Annotated in this window: 23 protein-coding genes, 1 tRNA gene and 1 rRNA gene; 14 read left to right on the forward strand and 11 right to left on the reverse strand. The window is 39.9% G+C overall.

Annotation, left to right across the window (positions count from 1 at the left end; genetic code table 11):
- Positions 1-13 precede the first annotated feature (13 nt).
- The 4 genes from HPE63_RS10875 (at position 14) to HPE63_RS10890 (ending at position 5,573) form a co-directional block, all read left to right on the forward strand.
- A complete protein-coding gene (locus HPE63_RS10875; RefSeq protein WP_188314290.1) occupies positions 14-1,756 on the forward strand; it encodes a RagB/SusD family nutrient uptake outer membrane protein in 1,743 nt (580 codons plus the stop codon).
- 228 nt (positions 1,757-1,984) lie between these two features.
- Positions 1,985-3,658, forward strand: coding sequence for a GH32 C-terminal domain-containing protein (locus HPE63_RS10880; protein ID WP_188314291.1), 1,674 nt, complete (start codon positions 1,985-1,987; stop codon positions 3,656-3,658).
- A 101-nt stretch (positions 3,659-3,759) separates the two neighbouring features.
- Complete coding sequence (locus HPE63_RS10885) at positions 3,760-4,665, forward strand: carbohydrate kinase family protein (RefSeq protein WP_317172911.1); 906 nt, start codon at positions 3,760-3,762, stop codon at positions 4,663-4,665.
- Between the two features lie 104 nt (positions 4,666-4,769).
- Entirely contained in the window at positions 4,770-5,573 is an 804-nt protein-coding gene (locus tag HPE63_RS10890) for an HAD family hydrolase (protein ID WP_188314293.1), read from the forward strand.
- 751 nt (positions 5,574-6,324) lie between these two features.
- Here the strand turns inward: HPE63_RS10890 and HPE63_RS10895 are convergent.
- A tRNA-Lys gene (locus HPE63_RS10895) sits at positions 6,325-6,397 on the reverse strand.
- A gap of 146 nt (positions 6,398-6,543) precedes the next feature.
- Here HPE63_RS10895 and HPE63_RS10900 point away from each other — a divergent pair.
- Positions 6,544-7,059, forward strand: coding sequence for a shikimate kinase (locus tag HPE63_RS10900; RefSeq protein ID WP_188314294.1), 516 nt, complete (start codon positions 6,544-6,546; stop codon positions 7,057-7,059).
- On the opposite strand, the gene HPE63_RS10905 is transcribed toward HPE63_RS10900, so the two are convergent.
- Genes HPE63_RS10905 through HPE63_RS10915 form a run of 3 tightly spaced genes read right to left on the reverse strand, consistent with a single transcriptional unit; the run spans position 7,051 to position 8,501 of the window.
- Entirely contained in the window at positions 7,051-7,548 is a 498-nt protein-coding gene (locus HPE63_RS10905) for a phosphoribosyltransferase family protein (protein ID WP_188314295.1), read from the reverse strand. The genes HPE63_RS10900 and HPE63_RS10905 overlap by 9 nt on opposite strands.
- A gap of 10 nt (positions 7,549-7,558) precedes the next feature.
- Positions 7,559-8,143, reverse strand: coding sequence for a methyltransferase (locus HPE63_RS10910; RefSeq protein ID WP_188314296.1), 585 nt, complete (start codon positions 8,141-8,143; stop codon positions 7,559-7,561).
- Positions 8,127-8,501, reverse strand: a complete 375-nt coding sequence (locus HPE63_RS10915; RefSeq protein WP_188314297.1) for an RNA-binding S4 domain-containing protein — start codon at positions 8,499-8,501, stop codon at positions 8,127-8,129. Before HPE63_RS10915 ends, HPE63_RS10910 begins: the two co-directional genes overlap by 17 nt.
- Positions 8,502-8,584: 83 nt before the next feature.
- On the opposite strand from HPE63_RS10915, the gene HPE63_RS10920 reads away from it, so the two are divergent.
- Complete coding sequence (locus HPE63_RS10920) at positions 8,585-9,502, forward strand: FKBP-type peptidyl-prolyl cis-trans isomerase (RefSeq protein ID WP_188314298.1); 918 nt, start codon at positions 8,585-8,587, stop codon at positions 9,500-9,502.
- A gap of 67 nt (positions 9,503-9,569) precedes the next feature.
- Here the strand turns inward: HPE63_RS10920 and HPE63_RS10925 are convergent, their stop codons facing one another.
- A complete protein-coding gene (locus tag HPE63_RS10925; RefSeq protein ID WP_188314299.1) occupies positions 9,570-10,181 on the reverse strand; it encodes a porin family protein in 612 nt (203 codons plus the stop codon).
- A 272-nt stretch (positions 10,182-10,453) separates the two neighbouring features.
- On the opposite strand from HPE63_RS10925, the gene tgt reads away from it, so the two are divergent.
- From tgt to HPE63_RS10955, 6 genes are all read left to right on the forward strand, one after another.
- Entirely contained in the window at positions 10,454-11,584 is a 1,131-nt protein-coding gene (gene tgt / locus HPE63_RS10930) for a tRNA guanosine(34) transglycosylase Tgt (protein ID WP_188314300.1), read from the forward strand.
- 2 nt (positions 11,585-11,586) lie between these two features.
- Positions 11,587-12,666, forward strand: coding sequence for an LptF/LptG family permease (locus tag HPE63_RS10935; RefSeq protein WP_188314301.1), 1,080 nt, complete (start codon positions 11,587-11,589; stop codon positions 12,664-12,666).
- The gene (locus tag HPE63_RS10940) at positions 12,653-13,546 is read left to right on the forward strand and encodes a DMT family transporter (RefSeq protein ID WP_188314302.1); all 894 of its coding nucleotides are present in this window, start codon (positions 12,653-12,655) and stop codon (positions 13,544-13,546) included. The genes HPE63_RS10935 and HPE63_RS10940 overlap by 14 nt, the downstream gene beginning before the upstream one ends.
- 64 nt (positions 13,547-13,610) lie before the next feature.
- On the forward strand, positions 13,611-14,564 hold the full coding sequence (locus tag HPE63_RS10945; protein WP_188314303.1) for an acetyl-CoA carboxylase carboxyltransferase subunit alpha: 954 nt from the start codon (positions 13,611-13,613) through the stop codon (positions 14,562-14,564).
- A 167-nt stretch (positions 14,565-14,731) separates the two neighbouring features.
- Positions 14,732-16,279 (forward strand): replicative DNA helicase, encoded by a 1,548-nt coding sequence (gene dnaB / locus HPE63_RS10950; RefSeq protein WP_188314304.1) that lies wholly within the window; start codon positions 14,732-14,734, stop codon positions 16,277-16,279.
- A gap of 106 nt (positions 16,280-16,385) precedes the next feature.
- Positions 16,386-17,573 carry an asparagine synthetase B gene (locus HPE63_RS10955; protein ID WP_223198125.1) on the forward strand — a complete coding sequence of 396 codons (1,188 nt, stop codon included), beginning with the start codon at positions 16,386-16,388 and terminating at the stop codon, positions 17,571-17,573.
- Between the two features lie 4 nt (positions 17,574-17,577).
- Here the strand turns inward: HPE63_RS10955 and HPE63_RS10960 are convergent, their stop codons facing one another.
- Positions 17,578-18,375, reverse strand: a complete 798-nt coding sequence (locus HPE63_RS10960; RefSeq protein WP_188314305.1) for an HAD family hydrolase — start codon at positions 18,373-18,375, stop codon at positions 17,578-17,580.
- Between the two features lie 101 nt (positions 18,376-18,476).
- On the opposite strand from HPE63_RS10960, the gene HPE63_RS10965 reads away from it, so the two are divergent.
- Positions 18,477-18,899: a secondary thiamine-phosphate synthase enzyme YjbQ gene (locus tag HPE63_RS10965; protein ID WP_188314306.1), complete on the forward strand. Its 423-nt coding sequence runs from the start codon at positions 18,477-18,479 to the stop codon at positions 18,897-18,899.
- 16 nt (positions 18,900-18,915) lie between these two features.
- On the opposite strand, the gene HPE63_RS10970 is transcribed toward HPE63_RS10965, so the two are convergent.
- The 5 genes from HPE63_RS10970 to thrS all read right to left on the reverse strand — a co-directional run bounded on the left by HPE63_RS10970 (position 18,916) and on the right by thrS (position 22,996).
- A complete protein-coding gene (locus tag HPE63_RS10970) occupies positions 18,916-19,593 on the reverse strand; it encodes an SGNH/GDSL hydrolase family protein (protein WP_188314307.1) in 678 nt (225 codons plus the stop codon).
- Positions 19,594-19,673: 80 nt separating this feature from the next.
- Positions 19,674-20,018 carry a 50S ribosomal protein L20 gene (gene rplT, locus HPE63_RS10975; protein WP_013304702.1) on the reverse strand — a complete coding sequence of 115 codons (345 nt, stop codon included), beginning with the start codon at positions 20,016-20,018 and terminating at the stop codon, positions 19,674-19,676.
- Between the two features lie 123 nt (positions 20,019-20,141).
- Positions 20,142-20,339 carry a 50S ribosomal protein L35 gene (gene rpmI, locus HPE63_RS10980; protein WP_013304701.1) on the reverse strand — a complete coding sequence of 66 codons (198 nt, stop codon included), beginning with the start codon at positions 20,337-20,339 and terminating at the stop codon, positions 20,142-20,144.
- A 132-nt stretch (positions 20,340-20,471) separates the two neighbouring features.
- Positions 20,472-21,026 carry a translation initiation factor IF-3 gene (infC, locus tag HPE63_RS10985; protein ID WP_188314333.1) on the reverse strand — a complete coding sequence of 185 codons (555 nt, stop codon included), beginning with the start codon at positions 21,024-21,026 and terminating at the stop codon, positions 20,472-20,474.
- 23 nt (positions 21,027-21,049) lie between these two features.
- Positions 21,050-22,996 carry a threonine--tRNA ligase gene (gene thrS, locus HPE63_RS10990; protein WP_188314308.1) on the reverse strand — a complete coding sequence of 649 codons (1,947 nt, stop codon included), beginning with the start codon at positions 22,994-22,996 and terminating at the stop codon, positions 21,050-21,052.
- Between the two features lie 537 nt (positions 22,997-23,533).
- Here thrS and HPE63_RS10995 point away from each other — a divergent pair.
- Positions 23,534-23,907 (forward strand): 16S ribosomal RNA (locus HPE63_RS10995); the annotation flags it as partial.

The following is a 23,907-nucleotide window of genomic DNA, read 5'->3' on the forward strand; positions in this document are numbered from 1 at the left end:
AAAATTGTAAATCATGAAAAAATATAAACTAATTGCAATAGGAATTTGGGCTGGATTGTTTTTCGCATCCTGTTCTGACGAATATTTGGAATATGAACCGGAAGGTGTATTATCCAGTGAAAATGTGGCAACCGCAGAAAATGCCGAAGCGCTGGTTATTGCTGCATATGCAGGGATTGCTAACGATGAGATGATCGGGCCATTGACCCATCAATGGGTGTATGGTAGTGTACGCTCGGATGATGCCTACAAAGGGGGAGGTGGTCGAGGTGATGTCGATGTAGTCGACAAATATGAACAGTATAACCTCACTATTGCTGATATGGGCGATTGGATGGCACCAAGAACATGGACAGATTTCTACAAAGCGATTTCAAGGGCCAATTTTGCATTGTCAGTGATAAATGATATTCCCGATGCGGATTATGCCGAAAAAACGTTACGCCAGGCAGAACTTCGTTTTCTTAGGGCGCATTCCCATTTTATGCTCAAGTTGATTTTCAAGAAGATTCCCTACATCACTGAAGAATTGACCCAAGAGGAAATAGCACAGGTTACAAATGATGTTGATAACGATGTGCTATGGAATACCATAGCCGAAGATTTTCTGTTTGCCTACAACAATCTTCCCCAGGCTCAAGATCAGGTAGGTAGGGCAGACCGAAATGCCGCCGCTGCTTATTTGGCAAAATTACGTCTTTATCAAGCATATGAGCAAAATGATCAGCATCAAGTGGTTAATATCAACACAACGCTTCTTCAAGAGGTCATTGACTATGCTGATGATGTAACAGGGAGCTTACAACCTGATTATGGGGAAAATTTTCTGGATGGTTTTGATAATGGGCCTGAATCGATTTGGGCAGCACAGTTTTCAATTAATGATGGAACAACCGTTGGAAGGGTAAGTTTTGTTACCGGATTAAATTCTCCACATGGTACTGGACTGTACGGCTGTTGTGGTTTTCATTTAGCAAGTCAGAATATGGTGAATGCATTTAAGACCGATCCAAATGGGCTTCCCTTACTGGACACCTTTAACGATACTGATATTTTTACAAACGTCGATGGAAATGGGGAGACACCTCCAGATACCGGGTTGACGTTAGATCCCCGTATCGATCATACAGTGGGTATACCAGGTAGGCCATATAAATATAGAAATACGTTAAATGAGACGGGGGACATGGTCTATAATTTTAGCTGGGCAAGGGACCCCGGAGTGTATGGGTATTTCGGAAACATGAAAGAACAGCAGGCTCCCGATTGTTCATGTTACGTAAAAGAAGGGCCTTTTGTAGGCACTTCTAAGAATGTTGATTTTATTCGTTACGCTGACGTATTGTTGTTTAAAGCAGAAGCTTTGATTCAATTGGATAGATGGGACGAAGCCCTTCCTTTGATCAACCAAATACGTAACCGTGCCGCTAACAGTACGCAACGTCCTTTGGATGCTGGTGCTACTGATATTTACAATTTAGGCACCTATACCACATTTCCAAACAAGGAGTTTGCATGGAACGCTTTAATGTTCGAAAGAAGATTGGAATTTGCGATGGAGGGACATCGTTGGTATGATTTGGTTCGTTGGGGAATTGCTGCCGAAACCTTAAATGCATATTTGGCCGAAGAAAAAACGAAAAGGGACTTTTTAGCCAATGCGCAATTTACAGCAGGCAGGGATGAGTATTATCCTATCCCACAACGGGAAATAGATTTTACGGGTGGTCTTTATGTCCAAAACCCCGGATATTAGACTACTCCCTTATTTATGAAAATTCAGTGATCTGAGTTAGTTTGAGTTAGTTTTTTTAAAAACCCGGGTGTAAAAGCCCGGGTTTACATTTAGTAATCAAGTAAGCGCATTAATACATATTGTGTAATTGAAAAAAATATAATCAAGTTTATAAAGTAGTAAAGTAGAACGAAGTGCTGGCTATGAGCTAATTGTAAATTTTTTTATTCAGATAATTTAAATGATTTTATGAAAAATACACTTTTACTGTCATTTATGGTCTGTGGAATATATCTATCCGCACAGGATACTCTACAACACCTTACTTTTGACATAGACAAAAAATACCTTAATCTTCCTATTCAAATGTTAGAAGATAGAAACCAAATGACCTTTACCTCGGGTGATGAATTGGTCAGGTATTTCGATATTCGCATCAGCAATGGTGAACCGGACTATTGGGTATTTGCCGATGTATCTGCATTTAAAGGCAAAAAGATAATAGTTGAATATCCGAAGTCCATCACAGGTCTTTCTAAAATATACCAATCTGATATCTGGGCCGGCCAAGATAGTGTTTACCGGGAAACCAATCGTCCTCAAATTCATTTTTCCAGCCGAAGAGGTTGGAATAACGACCCAAATGGTTTGGTGTATTACGATAGTGAATACCACCTATTTTACCAACATAATCCTTACGAAACCCATTGGGGCAATATGCATTGGGGACATGCCGTAAGTAAGGATTTATTGCATTGGGAAGAGTTGGGTGAAGTTTTATATCCAGATGAACTCGGAGCGATGTTTTCCGGAACTGCGGCCATTGACCATAAGAATACGGCGGGCTTTCAAAAAGGAGATAAACCTGCTTTGGTGGCTGCTTACACTGCTCATAAAGATCTAGGTGAAGGGAAAGGTGCCTTGGAAACACAGTGTATTGCCTATAGTAACGACGGTGGGCGAACTTTCACAAAATACGAAGGTAATCCGGTCATCGATAGCAAGGCTAAATGGAATAGTTCTAACACCCGTGACCCGAAGATTTTCTGGTATGAACCCACCCAAAAATGGGTAATGGTACTTTTTGAAAAGGATGGACATTCCTTTTACAATTCTGATGATTTTAAAGAATGGACGTACCAAAGCCATATCGTTGGTTTTTGGGAATGCCCGGAATTATTTGAGTTACCAATTGATGGGGATAAGAACAACACAAAATGGGTAATATATGGGGCCTCAGGCACCTATATGGTAGGTGATTTTGATGGCATAAAATTCACGCCAACTTCTGGAAAACATCAATATGTACACGGTCAATTGTATGCTGCACAGACATACAACAATATTCCTGCCGCTGATGGAAGGCGCATTCAATTGGGCTGGGGACAAGATATGTGGCACAAAGGAATGCCGTTCAGTCAACTCATGCTTTTTCCTACTGAACTCACTCTAAGGACTACGATAAATGGTGTTAGATTATTTAACGAGCCAATAAAGGAAATTGAACAATTACATAAAAAAAGCTATTCCTGGAAAAATCTAACAACTCAAGGCGCAAATGAAAACCTTAAAACTATTGATGGAGATATTTTTCACATCAAGATGAAAGTAACCATCAATGATGGCACAAGGTTTAATTTTCTTTATCATGGGAATAGTATTGTAGAATATGATATGAATTTCAATACCCTAAATGATGCTTTTTATGAAAATGGTGATGCAGGAAGTCGTAGCATTGGATTGGAGATATTAATAGATCGGACATCGGTTGAGATATTCGCCGATGGTGGTGCCTTTACAGTAGTGAGCTCTCTTAAAGAAGCCAAAACTAACGGCGGATTGGCGTTTTTAGAAAATAAGAATATTAAGATCCATTCTTTAGAAGTCCATCAGCTGAATTCCATATGGGAAAACGCTGAATAAAGAAGAACTATTAGTTAAAAATGGCCTTAAAAAAATAATACTAGTTAGCGGATTCGATTAAATAAGGCTTCGGGCCTGCTATTTTAATTTTTGAAATTGTTATTTATCCATATAAAATGAAGGAAAACATAAAAGCAGTTGGTTTTGGCGAAGTTTTAATTGACAATTTCCCCACGCAATCAAAAATTGGGGGTGCACCCTTGAATGTTTCAGGTAGATTGCAGGCTTTTGGAGTTGACGTTTCACTTATTAGTAGTGTTGGCGATGATTCGCAAGGAAAGAAGATCAAAAGTTATCTCAAAAATATCGGGTTAGACTTATCGGGAATACAAGTAAACAAAAATTATCCAACAGGGGAAGTGAATGTGATTTTGAACGATAAGGGTGTCGCTTCTTATGACATTTCCTATCCCGTTGCTTGGGATAAAATTCAATTAGCAAAACTAGATATAGCAAGGGTACAAAAATCGGATGTTTTTTTGTTCGGAAGTTTGGTCTGTCGAGACAAAGTATCCCAAAACACCTTGAAGGAGCTTTTAAAACATGCCACTTATAAGGTTTTCGATGTTAATCTAAGAGTACCCCACTATACCAAAGAATTACTTCTAGAACTCATGAAAGAAGCAGACTTCATAAAATTCAATGACGATGAATTATATGAAATTGCAGGGTATCTAGGATGCAAATACCTTTCTATGGAACAAATAATTGTATTTATCGCTAAAGCTACAAATACCAAAACAGTATGCGTTACCAAAGGGGCTTTTGGGGCTGTGCTATTTAAAGATGGGAAGTTTTATTATAATAGTGGTTTTCGAATTAAAGTATTGGATACTGTCGGATCTGGAGACTCGTTTTTAGCATCCATAATTTATAAATTGTTCAATGACGAAGAACCACAAGAGGCCATCGATTTTGGATGTGCTGTTGGGGCAATGGTAGCTTGTAGTAAAGGGGCGAATCCCATTCTAACTAAACAGAAAATAGCCAAGTTTATGAATCCTTAGGTATGGGTTTAAGTATTTAGAAAAAATTTATCTGTTTAAATTTGTTTTATTTCGGTTATAAAATCTGATTAGCCCAAAGTCAAATTAGGATTTACATTTTTTGGATGAAGTATAAAATTCTATGTTCTGATTTGGATGGTACGTTGCTCTCCTCGATGAGTGATGTATCTGATTTTACTATATCGGAAATTTCTAGAATAAAGCAATATCTTAAGGTGGTCCTGGTCTCAGCCAGAATGCCAACGGCAATCACCTACTTACAAGAACGAATGGGACTTAAAAATGAGCCCATAATATGTTATAACGGGGCCCTGGTCATGGAAGGAAAGAATGAAATTTCTTCGATTGTTATAGGGTTGGAACTCGTTAAGGATATTTACAAAATAGCCAAAGAGCTCGGTATTAAGATAGGACTTTATCATGGTAATGAGTGGTATGCAGAGGAAAACACGGAAGTAATTCAAAAAGAAATTCTATATACCAAAACCTGTCCTTTTTTTAGGCCTGTCCCGGATACTTTAAATAAATGGGAAGAGATAAAATTAGGAGCACATAAACTGATGCTTATGGGTAGAATGGAATCAATCGATTTAATCTATGAAGAACTTCGTAAGGCATTTGATGCACAGGTAATAATGTACCGTTCGAACGAAGAACTAATTGAAGTTGCACCACAACATACTTCAAAACTTATGGGTATTCAAAAGTTGTTAAAGCCTAATCAAACTATGGATGACATCATTGCTTTCGGAGACAATTACAATGATATTGAAATGCTACGTGGAGTTGGTTATGCTGTGGCTGTCGGGAATGCGAGAGATGAAGTAAAAGCAATTTCAGATTACATAACATTGAACAATACGGAGGATGGAGTCGCTTATTTCATTAGTCAATATTTAAACACTTGAATTTTTCAAGTGGGACGGCAATTATTTTGAGAAACAAAACCATTCATATTTTATGCCTAGTCCAGAAGTTCGTTACGAAGCAAATTTTGGAACCACAATAATCTCGGACTTATCTGGGGATGAATTTAGGATACTTTTTCGGTGATAGTAATCTTGAATACTATTATAAATAGCAATTATCAGTCCCATAATACTGCCAATTTATTGGACACTTTGCCTAGTCTGGACAACTTTGGAGTAACGTGACCCGTTCGACGTCTCTTTTAGTAGTTTCGTTAATTGGACCTTTTATGGGTCACTAAAACCTGAAGATTTTTCGAAATTCTTAGAGGACTGGATATTTTAGACCCACTCAGCAAATTGCCACTTCATTGCGTTACTCTCCATTTCGGGGAAAGAGTTTCATTAAAAACGTCTTGGACATTATTCTAAACTCAATACTTTTGGGATTACGTTTGCTTTAACTGAATTGAGGAAATATAAAAAGTTGTAAGTAATTGAAAATCAATTGTATAAAAAAAGTCAGCAATTATTAAAATTGCTAACTCATTTATAATCAAGTATTTAAAAAGTGACCTGGCTGGGGTTGGCTCGCTTCGCTTCCCTGACCCAGCACTCCCATATTGCAAATGCAAAACCAGCACAACCTTCGGTTGCCAATTTTTTATTTCATCGAATCACTCGAACAAGCTCGGTGATTCTCACAAACAAAAAAACCCGTCTCATATGAGACGGGTTTTGCACTTTTTAGTGACCTGGCTGGGGCTCGAACCCAGGACCCTCTCCTTAAAAGGGAGATGCTCTACCAACTGAGCTACCAGGTCAAAATGATAAAAATACCAAGGATGTTTCTTCCTTAGCGGCTGCAAATATAAGATCATTAATTTATTTAACAAGCCTATTTATATAGAAATTTTGGTTTTCTTTGAAATCAATTGCAATCGGTTCATTTTAATATAAACAGTATATCGTGAAAATAGTCTTGGTCGGTTATATGGGAAGTGGTAAATCTACAATCGGTAAAATGCTTGCCAAGAAGTTGGGGATAGCGTTTATAGACCTGGATGAATATATCGAGGAATCGGAAGACATGGGTATTCCTAAAATATTCAAAACCAAAGGGGAGGTTTATTTTAGAAAAAAAGAATATGAATACCTAGGGGAAATTTTGAATGATCAAAAGAACTTTGTCCTGTCTACAGGTGGTGGGACGCCCTGTTATGGTGAAAACATGAATGCGATCAACAAGGCCACATCCAATGTTTTTTACCTACAAGTCACTATTGCCGCACTTATAGAGAGACTGGCTCTGGAGAAAGCGGAAAGGCCATTGATAGCCAACATACCCGATCGGGAATTGCCCGATTTTATTGGCAAACATCTATTTGAACGCAGCTTTTTTTATGCTAAAGCCAAGCATACCATAAACAGTAATGGTAAGGAAGTTGGAACACTTGTCACAGAAATCCAAGGTCTTTTAGTCTAAATAGACCATATCGTTTTTCGCTTCAAAATGCACATGTACATGTTCCTGAAGGGATGTTGATAGCGATATACCCTTATAATCCGCTTTAACAGGGTATTTTTTGTGATTCCTATTTACCAATACAGCGGTTTTCAATTGCTTCAACGGCGTTCTTAAAAAATGATGTACACCATAGATCAACGTGGTACCCGAATTAAGGACGTCATCGACCAAAACAATCGATTTGTTTTTATAATCTTCCGCGGCAATGGAAGTTTTTACTTCACCTTCCAACGGATTGCTCTTATTCATCGATACCTTGCAGAGCGTAATTTCAGCATCTGTAATACTTCGAAGTACATGTTGTATTTTCTTTGCGAATTTTAGTCCACCCCCTTCTATACCGGCAAGAATGATTTCCTTTTCCGCAACATTGGCCTCAAGGATCTGATAGGCAATTCTACGTACTTTATGCTGTATCTTTTGATGCGATAGTATTTTATTATCCATGGGTATCGGTTTACTTTTCAAAGATAAAGAACAGTTCATTATCTTTTCTTGGTTTGATTGAATTATATGCCGGTTCAAGCACCTTGATGGTAAAGTATTGGCTAAAAATGGATCTATATTCCGCTACACTTCCTCCAAAGGGCGGGCCATCTTCAGTAAGTGGGAAGTCAAAAAGCAGACCTGATAATTTCCCGTTTGGTCCCAGTAGGCCATGCATCTTCATGGCATAGGCTTCCCGTAACGAAGGGTCAAGGGCACAAAAAAAAGTTTGTTCCAGAATCAGGTCGAAATCAGAAATCGTTAGATCAAAAAAATCCATATGGATCAAATGATTATCAGGGAAAGAAGGAATTCTTGCTTTTAGGTTTTGTAAAGGCTGTAAGGCAATATCGATGACATAAATATTGGTAAATCCTTTCTTGAAAAGATATTCAACCTCATGACCATTACCCGCACCAGGAATAAGTATTTTACTGTTTTTATCTTTTAACTGATCAATATACTCCTTAAGGGGTGTTGAGACATATCCAATATCCCATCCCGTGGTATTTTGGGCGTATTTGTCGTCCCAGTACTCTTTATTCAGATTCCTCATCTAGGTATTCATTTATTTCCCTCCGATCTTTTTTGGTGGGTCTGCCGGTCCCTTTTTTACGATAATATGCTTTTGAATACTTCAATAGCTCATCATTTTCAAAAGCTTCCTTAGGGGTGGTATCTTTCCTATAAATATCCACCAATTTGGCACCAATGCGATTTTTTGGAATATCCAAAACGATGCATTGATAATTAATCTGGTTCTTACGTACGGTAATTTCATCAGTTGGGTAAACCTCCCTAGATGGTTTCGATACCTGGCCGTTTATTTTTACCTGACCCTTTTTACAGGCGGTTGTGGCAATATTCCGGGTTTTGAAATAACGGGTATGCCACAAGTATTTGTCAATACGCATGTTCTGTCAAAATTCTTTGTTAAGGAGCTCTACAAAAATACATAAAATTGTATCTTGCGACCTTAAATTGCTAATTGTTGAAAATGAAAAATAGTGTTGTAGTTCTTTTAGTGCTATTCGTTGTATGGTCGTGCAAGAAAGATGATGAAGAGGAAACTATAGTAGTAGCTTCCCGAACTTTGAGTGAAGTGGCCGTAGAAAACGATGCCGATATAAGAGAGTACTTGGAGACCCATTTTTACAACTATGAAGAGTTTGCTGCAAACCCTGAAGGTTTTGACTATACGATTACCTTGGATACCATAGCTGGTGATAATGCGGATAAGACCCCCTTGATCGATCAGGTGGAATCTTTAAAAATAAATGTATCCTCAGTAAACTTTAGCTTGAGTACCGATGAAGAAGATATTGAACATACCTTATATTATTTAGTGGCAAGACAGGGAATAGGCACATCACCCTCGGTAGCCGATTCAACCTATTTGAATTATGAGGGATTAAGGCTAAACGGTAAAGTCTTCGATGCGCAAACAGGTAGTCCTGTTTGGTTCGATTTGGTGAATTCCATTTCTGGATTCAAGAACGGTATGTCCTTGTTCAAAGCAGGAGGGGAGGTTGTTGAAAATGAGGATGGAACTTTTGAAGTCCTTGACACCGGGGTAGGAATCATTATAATGCCATCGGGTTTAGGCTATTTTTCCAGTAGTACACCAGGGGCTTCTTACGCCCCATTGATCTTTAAGATTGATTTATTGAGGGTAGAGGAGTCCGATCATGATCAAGATGGGGTCCCGTCGATCCTTGAAGATTTGGATGGGGATAAAAACGTTGGTAACGACAATACGGATGGTGATAATTTCCCCAATTATTTTGACCCGGACGATGATGGGGACGGGATAGCCACAATAACGGAAATTTCGGATGAGGACGGGAATATCATAATTCCATATCCAGATACCGATAATGACGGCACTCCGGATTATTTGGATCCTGATAATTAGAGCATCGTAATAACACAAAAAGCCCTGACGGTACCGTCAGGGCTTTTTAATGTTTATCCGACTTAAATTATAGTTTTAACGATAGCCCGAAAATAACCTGGGAGGGTCTTGAATCTACCCTTCCTGAAATATCGGTAACATTATTTCCGATAAAGTTGGCCTCATTTTCAGAGAAGCCCCTTTCATAGCGAACATCCAATCCAATTTTACCTAAGTTTACCCCGGCACCAAGATGTAACCCAACTGTAAAATCATTTTGAACATCCTCTATTTCTACATCGCCAAGATCGTTGTTTAATGTATACTGAAATGCGGGACCGGCAAAAATGTGCAATGGCCCTATAATCTTATAACCTAGAAGTACAGGAAGATCTATTTTGGAAATATCATAATCATTGGTGCTACCATCAAAATCATAACTACTTTTTGTCATGGTATAGACCAATTCGGGTCTGAGATAGATTTTTGGCAAATCCAATTTTCCAAAGACACCAACGTGGAAGCCTACCTTCCCATCCGAACCTTGAATAATATCCTCTCCAGCATCAGCCACAGAACCAATGAGATCACCGTTCTTGTTGTAGTTAAGTCCAGCTTTTATACCGAAACCTGAATCACTTTGTGCAAATGCTGTCATGCTACCTAAAGCAAAAACTACCAATAAAATCGTTTTTTTCATAATGCTCTTATTTAATATTGTTTTGGAATCAAGAACGATACCAATCGTTCTTGTTATCTAACAAAAAGAACGACAAGGCTTTTTCTTTATTGTTACAGGTATTGTCATTTAAAAAAAAATAATGTTTTTAGCAGATATGCCGAAGAATACAATAAGCCATGTAAAAAGGGGATTCTATTCGCTATTATGAAGTCTGATTAATCGAAAACTTTATTTTTTCGTTAAGGACTTTATGAGGGGTAGTTGATTATATTTGCCTTTTTAAATAGAAATTGCGGTTCACACTAAAACATACAGACCCTCAGAGTAAAGCACGTGCAGGTAAAATGGTTACTGATCATGGGGTTATTGAAACCCCTATTTTTATGCCTGTAGGTACAGTGGCATCGGTAAAAGGGGTTCATCAAAAGGAGTTGAAGGAAGAGATAAATCCCGATGTTATTCTGGGGAATACGTACCATTTGTTCCTTCGTCCTAAAATTCATATTCTGCAACAAGCAGGGGGATTGCATAAATTTATGGGCTGGGACCGTAATATTTTGACCGATAGCGGAGGTTATCAGGTGTATTCATTGTCAGCGAACCGAAAGATCAAGGAAGAGGGGGTAAAGTTCAAATCGCACATCGATGGATCCATGCACATGTTCACCCCGGAAAATGTGATGGAGATCCAACGGGTGATCGGGGCCGATATTATCATGGCCTTTGATGAATGTACGCCTTATCCCTGTGATTATAAGTATGCCCAGCGATCGATGCATATGACACATCGATGGTTAGACCGCTGTATTGCACATTTAGAGAAAACACCCTATGCCTATGATTATTCGCAATCGTTCTTTCCGATCGTCCAAGGGTCAACCTATAAAGATCTGCGTCAACAATCGGCGGAGTATATAGCCAATGCCGGAGCAGAGGGGAATGCTATAGGAGGGCTTTCAGTTGGGGAACCGGCCGAGGAAATGTATGCCATGACCGAGGTGGTATGTGATATCTTGCCCGAGGATAAACCAAGATATTTAATGGGCGTGGGTACGCCTATCAATATTTTGGAGAATATTGCCCTGGGTATCGATATGTTCGACTGTGTAATGCCTACACGCAATGCCAGGAATGGAATGCTTTTTACGGCAAATGGCACGATAAACATCAAGAATAAAAAGTGGGAAGATGATTTTTCGCCCATAGACGAAATGGGATTTACCTTTGTGGATAAGGAATATTCAAAGGCCTATTTACGACATTTGTTCGCGGCCAATGAATATCTTGGGAAGCAGATTGCGACAATACATAATCTTGGATTTTACTTGTGGTTGGTTCGTGAGGCAAGAAGGCATATTTTAGCGGGGGATTTTACCTCTTGGAAGAACACCATGGTCAAACAAATGGATAAAAGACTTTAACCGTGAACATTTTAGACAAATACATACTAAAACGGTATTTGGTCACCTTTGCAGTGATGTTATTGCTCTTTATCCCTATCGGAATCATGGCGAATCTTGCCGAGCAAATCGGTAAAATGATCGATAACGACGCACCGACCAATGAGATTATCATTTACTACCTGAATTTCACGATTTATATCGGCAGTCTGTTATTTCCGATTTTCCTGTTTTTATCGATTATCTTCTTTACCTCCAAATTGGCTAGTAACACCGAAATCGTGGCCATTTTAAGTTCGGGTGTTTCGTATAATCGTTTTTTGCGTCCGTATTTGATCGGGGCTACGATAATAGCAGTAACAATGTTGGTCATGGCCATGTTCATTGTTCCCAATGCCAGTAAGGGTTATAATGAATTCAAATTCAAATACCTGAAAAAAGGAAAACAGGATCGAATAACGAGTAACATCTTCAATCAATTGAATGAAAATGATTTTCTGTATGTAAGCAGTTTTGATCCTGCACGCCAAAATGCCAATAAGTTTACCTTTGAGCGCTTTAATGATGATAATACGTTGGATTTCAAGATGTCGGCCAATAGTATCCGATGGGTTGAAAAGGATAGTATCTATAGGCTTGTCAAATATTCCAAACGAAAGATGGTAGGGGATTCTGCCATTATGGAAACCAAGAACAGGTTGGATACGTTGTTTGCTTTCAAGATCGATGATCTAACCCCGGTTTCCTATATCGCGGAAACCAAAAACCTCTATGAACTCAATAAGTTCATCAAGGACCAAAAAAGGAAGGGGGCCTCGAACATTAATAGTTATCTCCTGGTCAAATATAGAAGGTGGGCATTGCCCTTGACCGCGTTTATACTAACGATAATTGCGGTGGCGGTGTCTTCCGTAAAAAGAAGGGGAGGTATGGGAGTAAACCTAGCCTTCGGTATTGGGGTAGCATTCATCTATATCTTTTTCGACAGGGTTTTCGGTACCTTGGCGGAACAGGCCGGTTTTTCACCCTTATTGGCCGTGATCATTCCCAATATAGTTTTTGGTATTCTAGCCTTTTACCTATTGCAAAATGCCAAGCGTTAAACTTAAGAATTACCTTCACCTTCATCTGATCGTTTTTATCTGGGGCTTTACTGCCGTATTGGGTAAGTTGATCACCATCGATGCAATTCCTTTGGTTTGGTACCGAATGCTTATAGCCACCATACTTATTTATCTCTATATCGGTACGCGGAAATATTCGCTTAAAATTTCTAAAAAAGGGCTGATTTGGATGATTGTCGGGGGCATAACCATTGCCCTGCATTGGGTCACCTTCTTTCAGGCGATCAAAGTATCGAATGTATCGGTTACTTTGGCAACCATGTCTACGGCCTCGTTTTTCACGGCAATTCTTGAGCCCATATGGTATGGCAGAAAGATCATTGTGTACGAAATTGTATTTGGCATCATCATCATTTTTGGGTTGTATATTATATTTCAGGTAGAAACCGATTATCTCTACGGCATACTCCTTGCGTTGATTTCGTCCTTTTTATCCGTTGTTTTTACCTTGATCAATGGCAAATTGACCACATATCAAAAACCATCGGTCATTTCCTTTTTTGAACTTGGGACCGGTGTATTGCTTTTAACGGGATTCTTGGCACTACAGAATGATTTTTCATTGGAATTTTTTAAACTATCGGGTTCCGATTGGGTGTATATCGGAATACTAGCTTCTATCTGTACGGCGTATGCCTTTATCGCTTCGGTAAAGATAATGCGCTATATCACTCCTTATACGGTGGTGCTGACCGTTAATATGGAACCTATCTATGGAATTGTATTGGCTTTTATTATTTTGGGGGATGATGAGAGAATGCAACCGCTTTTCTATGTTGGGGCTCTTGTCATTATTCTAACCGTCATTGCTAATGGTGTATTGAAACAAATGGGCGTTAAGAAAATAGGTAAGATTTAAGGTATAGGGTTCCCCGATATTATTTTATATTTGTCCAGTCAAACTAACTAAACCTACCTAATTCATGGAATATTTGGATTTTGAACTTCCCATAAAAGAGCTCGAAGATCAGCTTGATAAATGTATGATCATTGGAGAGGAAAGTGATGTGGATGTCACCGAAACCTGTAAGCAGATTGAAATAAAGTTGGCCGAAATGCGTAAGGATATTTACAAAAACCTTACCGCATGGCAACGCGTTCAGCTTTCTAGACATCCAAATAGACCATATACCTTGGATTATATCAAGGCGATTTGTGGGGATACTTTCTTGGAACTACATGGCGATCGTACGGTAAAGGATGATAAGGCCATGATCGGTGGCTTGGGCAAGATAGGAGATCAAAGCTATATGTTCATAGGCCAACAGAAAGGGTATAATACCAAAACAAGACAATTCCGGAATTTTGGTATGGCCAACCCTGAAGGCTATAGAAAGGCTTTACGACTAATGAAATCGGCTGAAAAGTTCGGGATTCCAGTTGTTTGTTTTATCGATACCCCAGGTGCTTATCCTGGTATTGAGGCCGAAGAACGTGGACAAGGGGAGGCCATAGCCAGGAACATTTTGGAAATGACACGATTAAAAGTGCCCATTATCGTTACCATAATCGGAGAAGGCGCTTCAGGTGGTGCTTTGGGTATTGGTGTTGGGGATCGTGTTCTGATGTTGGAGAATACCTGGTATTCAGTAATTTCTCCCGAATCGTGCTCCTCGATTTTATGGAGAAGTTGGGAGTACAAAGAACAAGCGGCAGATGCACTTAAACTGACTGCCCCTGACATGAAAAAATTGAAGTTGATCGATGAAATTGTCCGTGAACCAGTGGGTGGTGCCCATAGGAATCGAGAGAAGACTTTTGAAATCGTAAAGAATAAAATAACTGCACATTACGAGGAATTGGAAAAGTTATCACCAAAGGAATTGGTGGATTCACGTATGGATAAATATGTAAATATGGGTGTTTTCAATGGTTAATCCTCATTTTTAGTACCGTTCATAAATCTTTGCTTTTTCCTTTCCCTACTTTTTTCTGTTATCAACAGTTTTTGTAACTTATCAACAGGTAAATTGTTAATGAACCGTTGAAATAGTTAGCCTGTAAACACATGTTAACTTAAGGTTAATTACATACTTTCGCATTCATGGAGAAACCCAAGCCACTAATTGGCCATAAGATAGACAAGACCACTATCATTAACTTGGAAAGAGGTAAAATACCTCCACAAGCTATTGATTTAGAGGAAGTTGTGCTTGGAGCGATGATGATAGACAAGAAAGGGGTCGACGAAGTAATAGATATCTTACATCCCGAAGTTTTTTATAAAGATGCACATAGGTACATCTACGAAGCTATTTTCAAACTATTTGAAACTTCTGAACCTGTCGATTTATTAACCGTTTCTTCACAATTAAAGAAAGATGGGAAATTAGAGGCAGTTGGAGGTGATTTTTACCTGATAAAACTCACGCAAAAAGTAGCATCTTCGGCCCACATCGAATTTCATGCGCGTATAATTCTCCAAAAATATATCCAGCGAAGCCTGATAAAAATATCCAGTGAGATCATTGAGGATGCCTATGATGATGGAACCGATGTTTTTGACTTGTTGGATGAGGCAGAATCCAAATTATATGATGTTACCCAGGGGAATTTAAAACGCTCTGCCGAGACTGCACAAAATTTGGTCATCCAGGCCAAGAAGAGAATCGAGGAAATTGCCAATAAGGAGGGATTGAGCGGTATACCTTCTGGTTTTGATAAAGTAGACAGGCTTACTTCTGGCTGGCAACCTAGTGACTTGATAATCGTGGCAGCCCGTCCCGGTATGGGTAAAACGGCCCTGACCTTGTCAATGGCGCGTAATATAGCCGTAAATTCCGATATACCTGTGGCGTTCTTTTCATTGGAAATGTCTTCTGTACAGTTGATCACAAGATTGATCTCATCCGAAACGGGACTGTCCTCAGAAAAATTGCGTACCGGAAGGTTGGAGAAGCATGAATGGGAACAACTCAATGTAAAAGTAAAAACCCTTGAAAAAGCTCCATTATTTATAGATGACACCCCGTCCTTGTCTATTTTTGACCTAAGGGCAAAGGCAAGACGTTTGGCCTCCCAACATGGCATAAAAATGGTCATTATCGATTATTTACAATTGATGACCGCAGGGGGAAGCCAAAAAGGCGGCAACCGTGAACAGGAAATTTCCACGATTTCAAGGAACCTGAAAGCACTGGCAAAAGAATTGAATGTTCCTGTCATTGCACTATCCCAGTTATCCAGGGCGGTTGAAACTAGAGGGGGTAGCAAACGACCTATTCTTTCAGATCTAAGGGAATCGGGGGCTATTGAGCAGGATGCCGATATTGTTTCCTTCATATATAGGCCTGAATATTATAAAATAGAGGAGTGGGATGATGAAGAACGAACTCCGACTCAAGGCCAGGCTGAATTCATTGTGGCGAAGCACAGGAATGGAGGATTGGATAATATTAGGTTAAAGTTCATTGGTCAACTAGGTAAATTCGATAATTTAGATGATTTCGATTCGCCTTTTGAGTTTCAATCGAAAATGAACGCAGCCGATGAAAACCCATTTTTGACCAAAAACCTGCCTGATGCCGATGAGGCCTTTGGCAGTTCAATGAATGATGATTTTAATCCCGATGATAACGACGTACCTTTTTAGCTTCATTAGGTTTCTTGCCCCCGGCAAGTCGGGAAATGGTTTTTATATCGCCCTCATTCTAGCCTCCTTTTCACTTCAATTGAAAGCTTCTTCCATTTTAATCCCTATGGATGCAGATAGCCAAAACAATCATTTAAAAGCGTATGGAATTACCTATTGGGTACTTACTAAACAACAAAAGGTGCAATGGTTATTGAATTATAGGGGTGGATCTTTTTTATTGCCAGATGGGGAGAACATTCGAAGGGAATGCCAAATACGTGGGGTCTCTTTTGAAATTCTTTCTGACGGACAGGCCCAAGGTATTTTAGATGATATTAGTAGCCCTTCACAAAACCAAGAAGCCGTTATTCTTGAAAAGGCCCCAAAAATTGCCGTATACTCTCCGAAAACGAATCAACCTTGGGATGATGCCGTAACCATGGTATTGACCTATGCTGAGATTCCATATATCACAGTGTACGATGAGGAAGTATTGGACGATAAATTGGTATTATATGATTGGCTGCACCTACACCACGAGGATTTCACAGGACAATATGGTAAGTTTTACGGTGCTTATAGGGCCGCACCTTGGTATCTTGAAGGCAAGAAGGAGGCTGAAGCCCTTGCCGCTAAATTGGGTTATTCCAAAGTTTCCGAGGAAAAAAGGGATGTCGCCTTAAAAATCAGGAATTATGTCATAGGTGGCGGATTTATGTTTGCAATGTGCTCAGCAACAGACAGTTTTGATATCGCCTTGGCTGCTGATGGGGTTGATATCTGTGAACCTATGTTCGATAATGATCCGTCGGATGCCAACTACCAAAATAAGCTGGATTTCAATAAAACGTTTGCCTTTACTAATTTCACCTTGGAACGTAATCCATTGCGCTATGAATTTTCGTCCATTGATATGACCAACAAAAGGGGAGCGGTTCCCAAAGAATCGGATTATTTCACCTTGATGGATTTTTCAGCCAAATGGGATCCGGTGCCTACGATGTTATGTCAGAACCATACGGCGTTGGTAAAGGGTTTTATGGGGCAGACCACTGCATTTGCACGAAATGAGATCAAACCTACGGTGTTGGTCTTGGGAGAAAATAAAATCAATGGGGAAGCACGTTACATCCACGGGATTAAAGGAAAAGGATTCTTCACCTTCTATGGGGGGCACGACCCCGAGGATTATCAACATAGGGTAGGGGACCCGAAAACAGAATTGGAGTTGCACCCAACTTCACCAGGTTATCGATTGATATTGAACAATGTATTGTTTCCGGCCGCTAAGAAAAAGAAGCAAAAGACCTAATAATTTAAGCGTTGAGTAACGCTTCCAAAATCCGTTCCACCCCAAAATCATCATTGCTGCCTGTTTGGTATTTGGCTACTTGCTTTACATCAGGATGTGCATTTTCCATGGCAAAACTAAATTCCGAAAGAGCTAGCATTTCAAGGTCATTGTTATAATCCCCGAACACCATGGTCTCAGCCGGTTTAATTCGATACTGTGTTTGAAGTTGTTGCAATGCAAATCCCTTGTTCGCATTAGGGCTTGATATATCGACCCAGTTTGTCCCGGAGACCTTTACCTTTAAATCACCTTCCAAATGTTTCACAGCGGGGTAAATAAAGCGTTCCGAACTTTCAAAATGATAGATGGCCACCTTTAAAATTTCAGCATCGACTTGGGTCAGGTCCTCAACGATCTCATAAGCCGAATAATATTGTTTCAATAAATCGGCAAAAGAATCCGAATCCCCGGTTAGAAATGCATTTTGTTTTCCGCAGAGGACTGGATGGATATTTTCGACCGAATCAAGTACATTCAGCACACCATTTCGTTTGTCTTTTGGAAGCAAGGTCGATAGTAATTCCACCTCTTTATGCATAACATAGCCGCCATTTTCGGCCACGACCACGATATCATCCTTGATGGGGTACAATTTATCAACAATACTGTTGTATTGACGGCCACTGGCGGCTACAAATAGGATATCCCGCTTTTTTAATTCATGGAATAATTCAAAAAAGCGATCGCTGACCTCATGATTCGAATTCAGCAAGGTGCCATCCATATCGGTTACCACCATTTTTATTTGGGAAAAGTCCATCTTAACAAATTATAAGGTGCAAAGGTATTTGTTCGTGACAAATAATGGGAATTATATGTATAAAGTTTATATTTCCATTTTAAATTATTCAAAAGACTTCAATGAAATTTTATCAAAAGGAAATTCGTACAAAACCCTTCCCAAGGGGGTATCATTTGATTACGCATGAGGTGTTGCAAGGATTGCATGAAATCAAAAGTATAGAACATGGTATGCTACAAGTTTTCATCAAACATACATCGGCGAGCTTGACCATTAATGAAAACGCCGATCCTTCGGTACGCGAAGATTTTGAAAGTCATATGAATGTTATGGTTCCAGAGAATGCACCTTATTACATTCATACCTATGAGGGTCCCGATGATATGCCGGCCCATATTAAATCTTCATTAATGGGCGCTTCGGTACAAATACCGATTACCAAAGGAAATCTGAACCTCGGAATTTGGCAAGGAATTTATTTATGTGAACATCGAAACAAGGCTTCGGGAAGAAATTTGGTGATCACCGCTTTCGGACATTAAACAACATTTAAAATTTTCAAGGGAATTGCTTTAGTACCTTTTTTTGTATTTTTTTGGCCCAATCCTTGTACATTTTCGCAGATGGATGCAAACTATCGGAGGCAATAAGTGACTTATTCCATAAGGCTTGTTGCGATAACTTGGTGATTTCGATGAACAGGATTCCACGTTTCTCGGTTTCTACTTCAATTATTGCATTATACGTGGTCAATTCCCGACGGATTTTGTCCTTATCCTTAAATCGTGCAAAAGGGGTTACACCCCAATCTGGAATCGAGAGTACAAAAACCCTGGAAGTATTATTTCCGGCAAGTTTCACACTTTTATCCAATAGCTCTTTGAACTGGTCTTTGAATTGGTCGATATCCAAACCGCGGTATTGATTGTTGACACCGATGAGTAAGGATACCAGATCATATTCGGTCTCTAAATTGGAGGTATTGATTTCCGATAATAAGTCGTCGGTAGTCCACCCCGCTCCAGCTAGGATGGTCGGTGGTTTTAGGGGTACCCCCTTTTTGTCCATCAACTGTGCGAATTGTAGAGGCCAACTATTTATGGTCAATTCACTGGTACCAGCGGTATAACTGTCCCCAAGGGCTAAAAAGGAAAGACTGTCCTGTTGGGGGAAGGTATCAACAGAAAAAAATAGTAAAAACACCAATATATATTGGCCCGCTACATGTCGGATCATCTCAAGTGAATTTAAATTTAAGATACAAAAAATCCGATTCGTTGGAATCGGATTTTTTTAAGTGAGATATGTTGTTAAATCTATTTTACTTTGTCAACGATCGCCTTGAAAGCATCTGGGTGGTTCATGGCCAAATCGGCTAATACCTTACGGTTCAACTCTATATTATTGGCTTTTACCTTACCCATAAACTGTGAGTACGACATTCCGTGCAATCTTGCTCCTGCATTAATACGGGTAATCCATAGGGCGCGGAACGTTCTTTTTTTGTTTCTACGGTCTCTATAAGCATATAACATTGCTTTTTCAACCGCATTTTTTGCTACTGTCCAGACATTTTTACGTCTTCCAAAGTAACCTTTGGCCTGCTTCATCACTTTTTTTCTTCGTGCTCTTGAAGCTACTGCATTTACTGATCTTGGCATAATTTTAAATTGTTTTTGTAGTAGGCGGGCGATAAACGCCACTTTTTAATTTACTCGAACTCTAATTATGTTCTTATATTTTGCCCAACTCCAGGGTTAATGATTAATTACCGTAAAGGACAATTATTTTAAACGTAATTGTTCTTTAATACTGTTAACGTCTGCATCGTGTACCAATCCAGAATGTGTTAACGCAAGCTTACGCTTTTTTGACTTCTTCGTAAGAATGTGGCTCTTAAAAGCGTGCTTTCTTTTGATTTTACCGGTACCGGTAAGCTTAAAACGCTTTTTGGCACTGGATTTTGTTTTTTGTTTAGGCATCTTTTCCTATTTATATTAATCTCACTTTCTTTCATCCTCCGTAGCTTCATGCGCAGGAGGGTTATACTGAACAAGCCCCTATCCAGGGCTTGGTACAGAATACTTTTCTCGTAGCAAAAAGCTACGGTAATTTTATTTTTTCGTTTTGGGAGCGATGAACATCGTCATACGCTTTCCTTCCAATCTTGGCATTTGCTCAACTTTACCTAGCTCTTCCAATTCGGAGGCAAGGCGCAACAATAATATCTCCCCTTGATCCTTATATACTATGGATCGTCCTTTAAAGAAAACATAGGCCTTTAACTTGGCACCATCTTTTAAGAACTTCTCCGCATGTTTTTTCTTAAACTCGTAATCGTGGTCGTCCGTATTCGGACCAAACCGTATCTCTTTCACCACCACCTTAGAAGCTTTGGCCTTCATGGCCTTATCGCGCTTCTTTTGTTCATAGAGAAATTTCTTATAATCTATGATCTTACAAACAGGGGGATCTGCTTTTGGCGAAATTTCAACCAAGTCCAAACCTAACTCCTCCGATTTTGCCATTGCCTGTTGCAATGTATAAACACCTACTTCCACATTATCACCAACCAATCGAACATTGGGTGAAATAATTCTTTCATTGATTTTGTGAGGGTTTTTGTTTTCCCTTCTAGGTTGGGGCCTAAATCTTTTTCGTATTGCTATGACTGCGTTATTTTAGTTAAACTTCAATTTTTAAACGACTTTAAGGTACTATTTATTTCTTTAGCGACCAAGTCAACGAAATCCTGAATGCCGATAGAGCCTAAATCCTCACCGCCGTGTCTACGTATGGCAACGGTATTATGCTCCTCCTCACTTTCACCTACGATAAGCATAAACGGTGTTTTGTTCATTTCTGCCTCCCGTATTTTCTTTCCAACAGTTTCGTTACGGTTATCAATGAGGGCGCGAATTTCGTGATTTTCCAAGGATTTTAAAACTTTTTCCGCATATTTTTCATGTTTCTCGCTTACGGGCAGTACTATAGCCTGTTCCGGGGTCAACCATAGGGGGAAATTCCCACCGGTATGTTCCAATAATAAGGCGATGAAGCGTTCCATACTGCCAAAAGGGGCACGATGGATCATGACGGGTCTATGCAGTTCGTTATCACTGCCTTTATAAGTTAGGTCAAAACGCTCCGGTAGATTGTAATCCACTTGAATGGTTCCCAATTGCCAGTTCCTTCCCAAGGCATCCTTTACCATAAAATCAAGTTTGGGGCCATAAAAAGCAGCTTCCCCACTTTCAATGACAAAATCGAGGCCTTTTGCCTTAGCTGCATTGATGATGGCATGCTCTGCTTTCTCCCAATTTTCAACAGATCCTATATATTTTTCAGGGGTATCAAGATCCCTCACAGAGACTTGGGCTTTAAAATTATCAAATCCTAAAGAACCCAATACATATAAAGACAGGTCGATTACATTCTTGAATTCCGCATCCAATTGATCGTGGGTGCAAAATATATGGGCATCATCCTGTGTGAATCCTCGCACCCTTGTTAACCCATGAAGCTCCCCACTTTGTTCATATCTATATACGGTGCCAAACTCAGCGTAACGCTTCGGTAGTTCCCGATAACTGAAAGGACGCGCATTATATATTTCACAATGATGCGGACAGTTCATTGGCTTCAACAAAAACTCCTCATCTTCCTTAGGAGTATGTATGGGTTGAAAACTATCGGCTCCGTATTTTTCATAATGTCCCGATGTGACATAGAGTTCCTTTTGACCAATATGGGGGGTTACCACCATTTCGTACCCCGCTTTTTTCTGGGCCTTCTTCAAGAATTGTTCCAGGCGTTCACGCAACGCAGCGCCCTTGGGCAACCATAACGGAAGTCCTTGCCCCACCTTTTGTGAAAATGTAAAAAGCTCTAATTCCCTGCCTAATTTTCTATGGTCCCGTTTTTTGGCTTCCTCTAAAAGTTGCAAGTACTCGGTAAGCTCTTTTTGTTTCGGGAATGAAATACCATAGACCCTGGTGAGTTGTTTGTTATTCTCATCACCCCTCCAATAGGCACCAGCGACGTTCAATATTTTAATGGCCTTGACAATGCCGGTATTGGGTATATGTCCACCACGGCACAGATCGGTAAAAGTGTCGTGGTCGCAAAAGGTAATACTGCCGTCCTCCAGATTTTCAATAAGCTCAACCTTAAATTCGTTCCCTTGCGAACGATATCTTTCTAAAGCGTCGGCCTTGGTTACCGGGTGCATTTTAAAATCATGTTTACCTCTCGCAATTTCCAAAGCCCTTTTTTCAATGGCGGGAAAGTCTTTTTCCGAGACACTATGTTCACCGAAATCCACATCATAATAGAAACCGTTTTCAATGGCAGGTCCTATGGTCAGCTTGGCCCCTGGGAACAATTCTTCCAAGGCTTGGGCAACAATATGGGACGAAGAATGCCAAAAGGCCTTTTTACCCTCATCATCGTTCCAAGTATATAAGGTCAAAGATCCATCTTCATTCAAAGGGGTGACCGTTTCAACAATGGTATCTTTGTACTTGGCCGATATAACGTTACGTGCCAAGCCCTCACTAATGCTTTTTGCAATTTCCATTGGGGTACTGCCCTTGCTATACTCCTTAACGGTTCCATCTGGTAATGTAATCTTGATCATGCTTCTTTTATGATAATAAGTGTGCAAAGATAGTATCTTGTATTCATGCGGGCAATTTATAGTTATGTTTTTAGGGCGTTACCCAGTACATTAAAAAGTACTGGGTCGGGCCATTCATTATATCCCTTACTGCGTTCGGGGATGTCATTGCTGTCCCTAACGCAAAAAAATCAAATGTATTTCTTGCGCAGATCAATGGAATAAGTTAAATTTAAGACCCTTTTTTAAAAATTATTTTCCCTTAAGACCTTAGGAAATAGGGGATTATACAGTTTACAGAATTTTTTTAAAAAAAAAGTCCGCAAATTAGGAGGCAATTTAAAAAACCATCTTATATTTGCACCCGCTTTGGGGCTATGGTCTTGGGGCGATGTGCGGGGAGGATGTTATTCCCGTACGTATAGGAAGTTCATTGGAATATTGTAAAGACAGCGTATTTGGTGCATATTTTTTGCATCATATATAAATTAAGAATTTGAATCGAGAGACGGGGCCGGGATGGCATTTTGGTCGTTGGTGGAATATATTTAAGAATCAACGATGAAGAGTTTGATCCTGGCTCAGGATGAACGCTAGCGGCAGGCCTAACACATGCAAGTCGAGGGGCAGCATAGATTGCTTGCAATCTGATGGCGACCGGCGCACGGGTGCGCACCGCGTATGGAACCTGCCTTTTGCAGGGGAATAGCCCAGGGAAACTTGGATTAATGCCCCGTAGTACCCTTATGCAGCATTGCATTTTGGTTAAAGCCTTCGGGCGGCAAGAGATGGCCATGCGTCCCATTAGCTAGATGGTAAGGTAACGGCTTACCATGGCTACGATGGGTAGGGGCCCTGAGAGGGGGATCCCCCACACTGGTACTGAGACACGGACCAGACTCCTACGGGAGGCAGCAGTGAGGAATATTGGA

Source organism: Maribacter arenosus, from assembly GCF_014610845.1.
Taxonomy (GTDB): domain Bacteria; phylum Bacteroidota; class Bacteroidia; order Flavobacteriales; family Flavobacteriaceae; genus Maribacter_A; species Maribacter_A arenosus.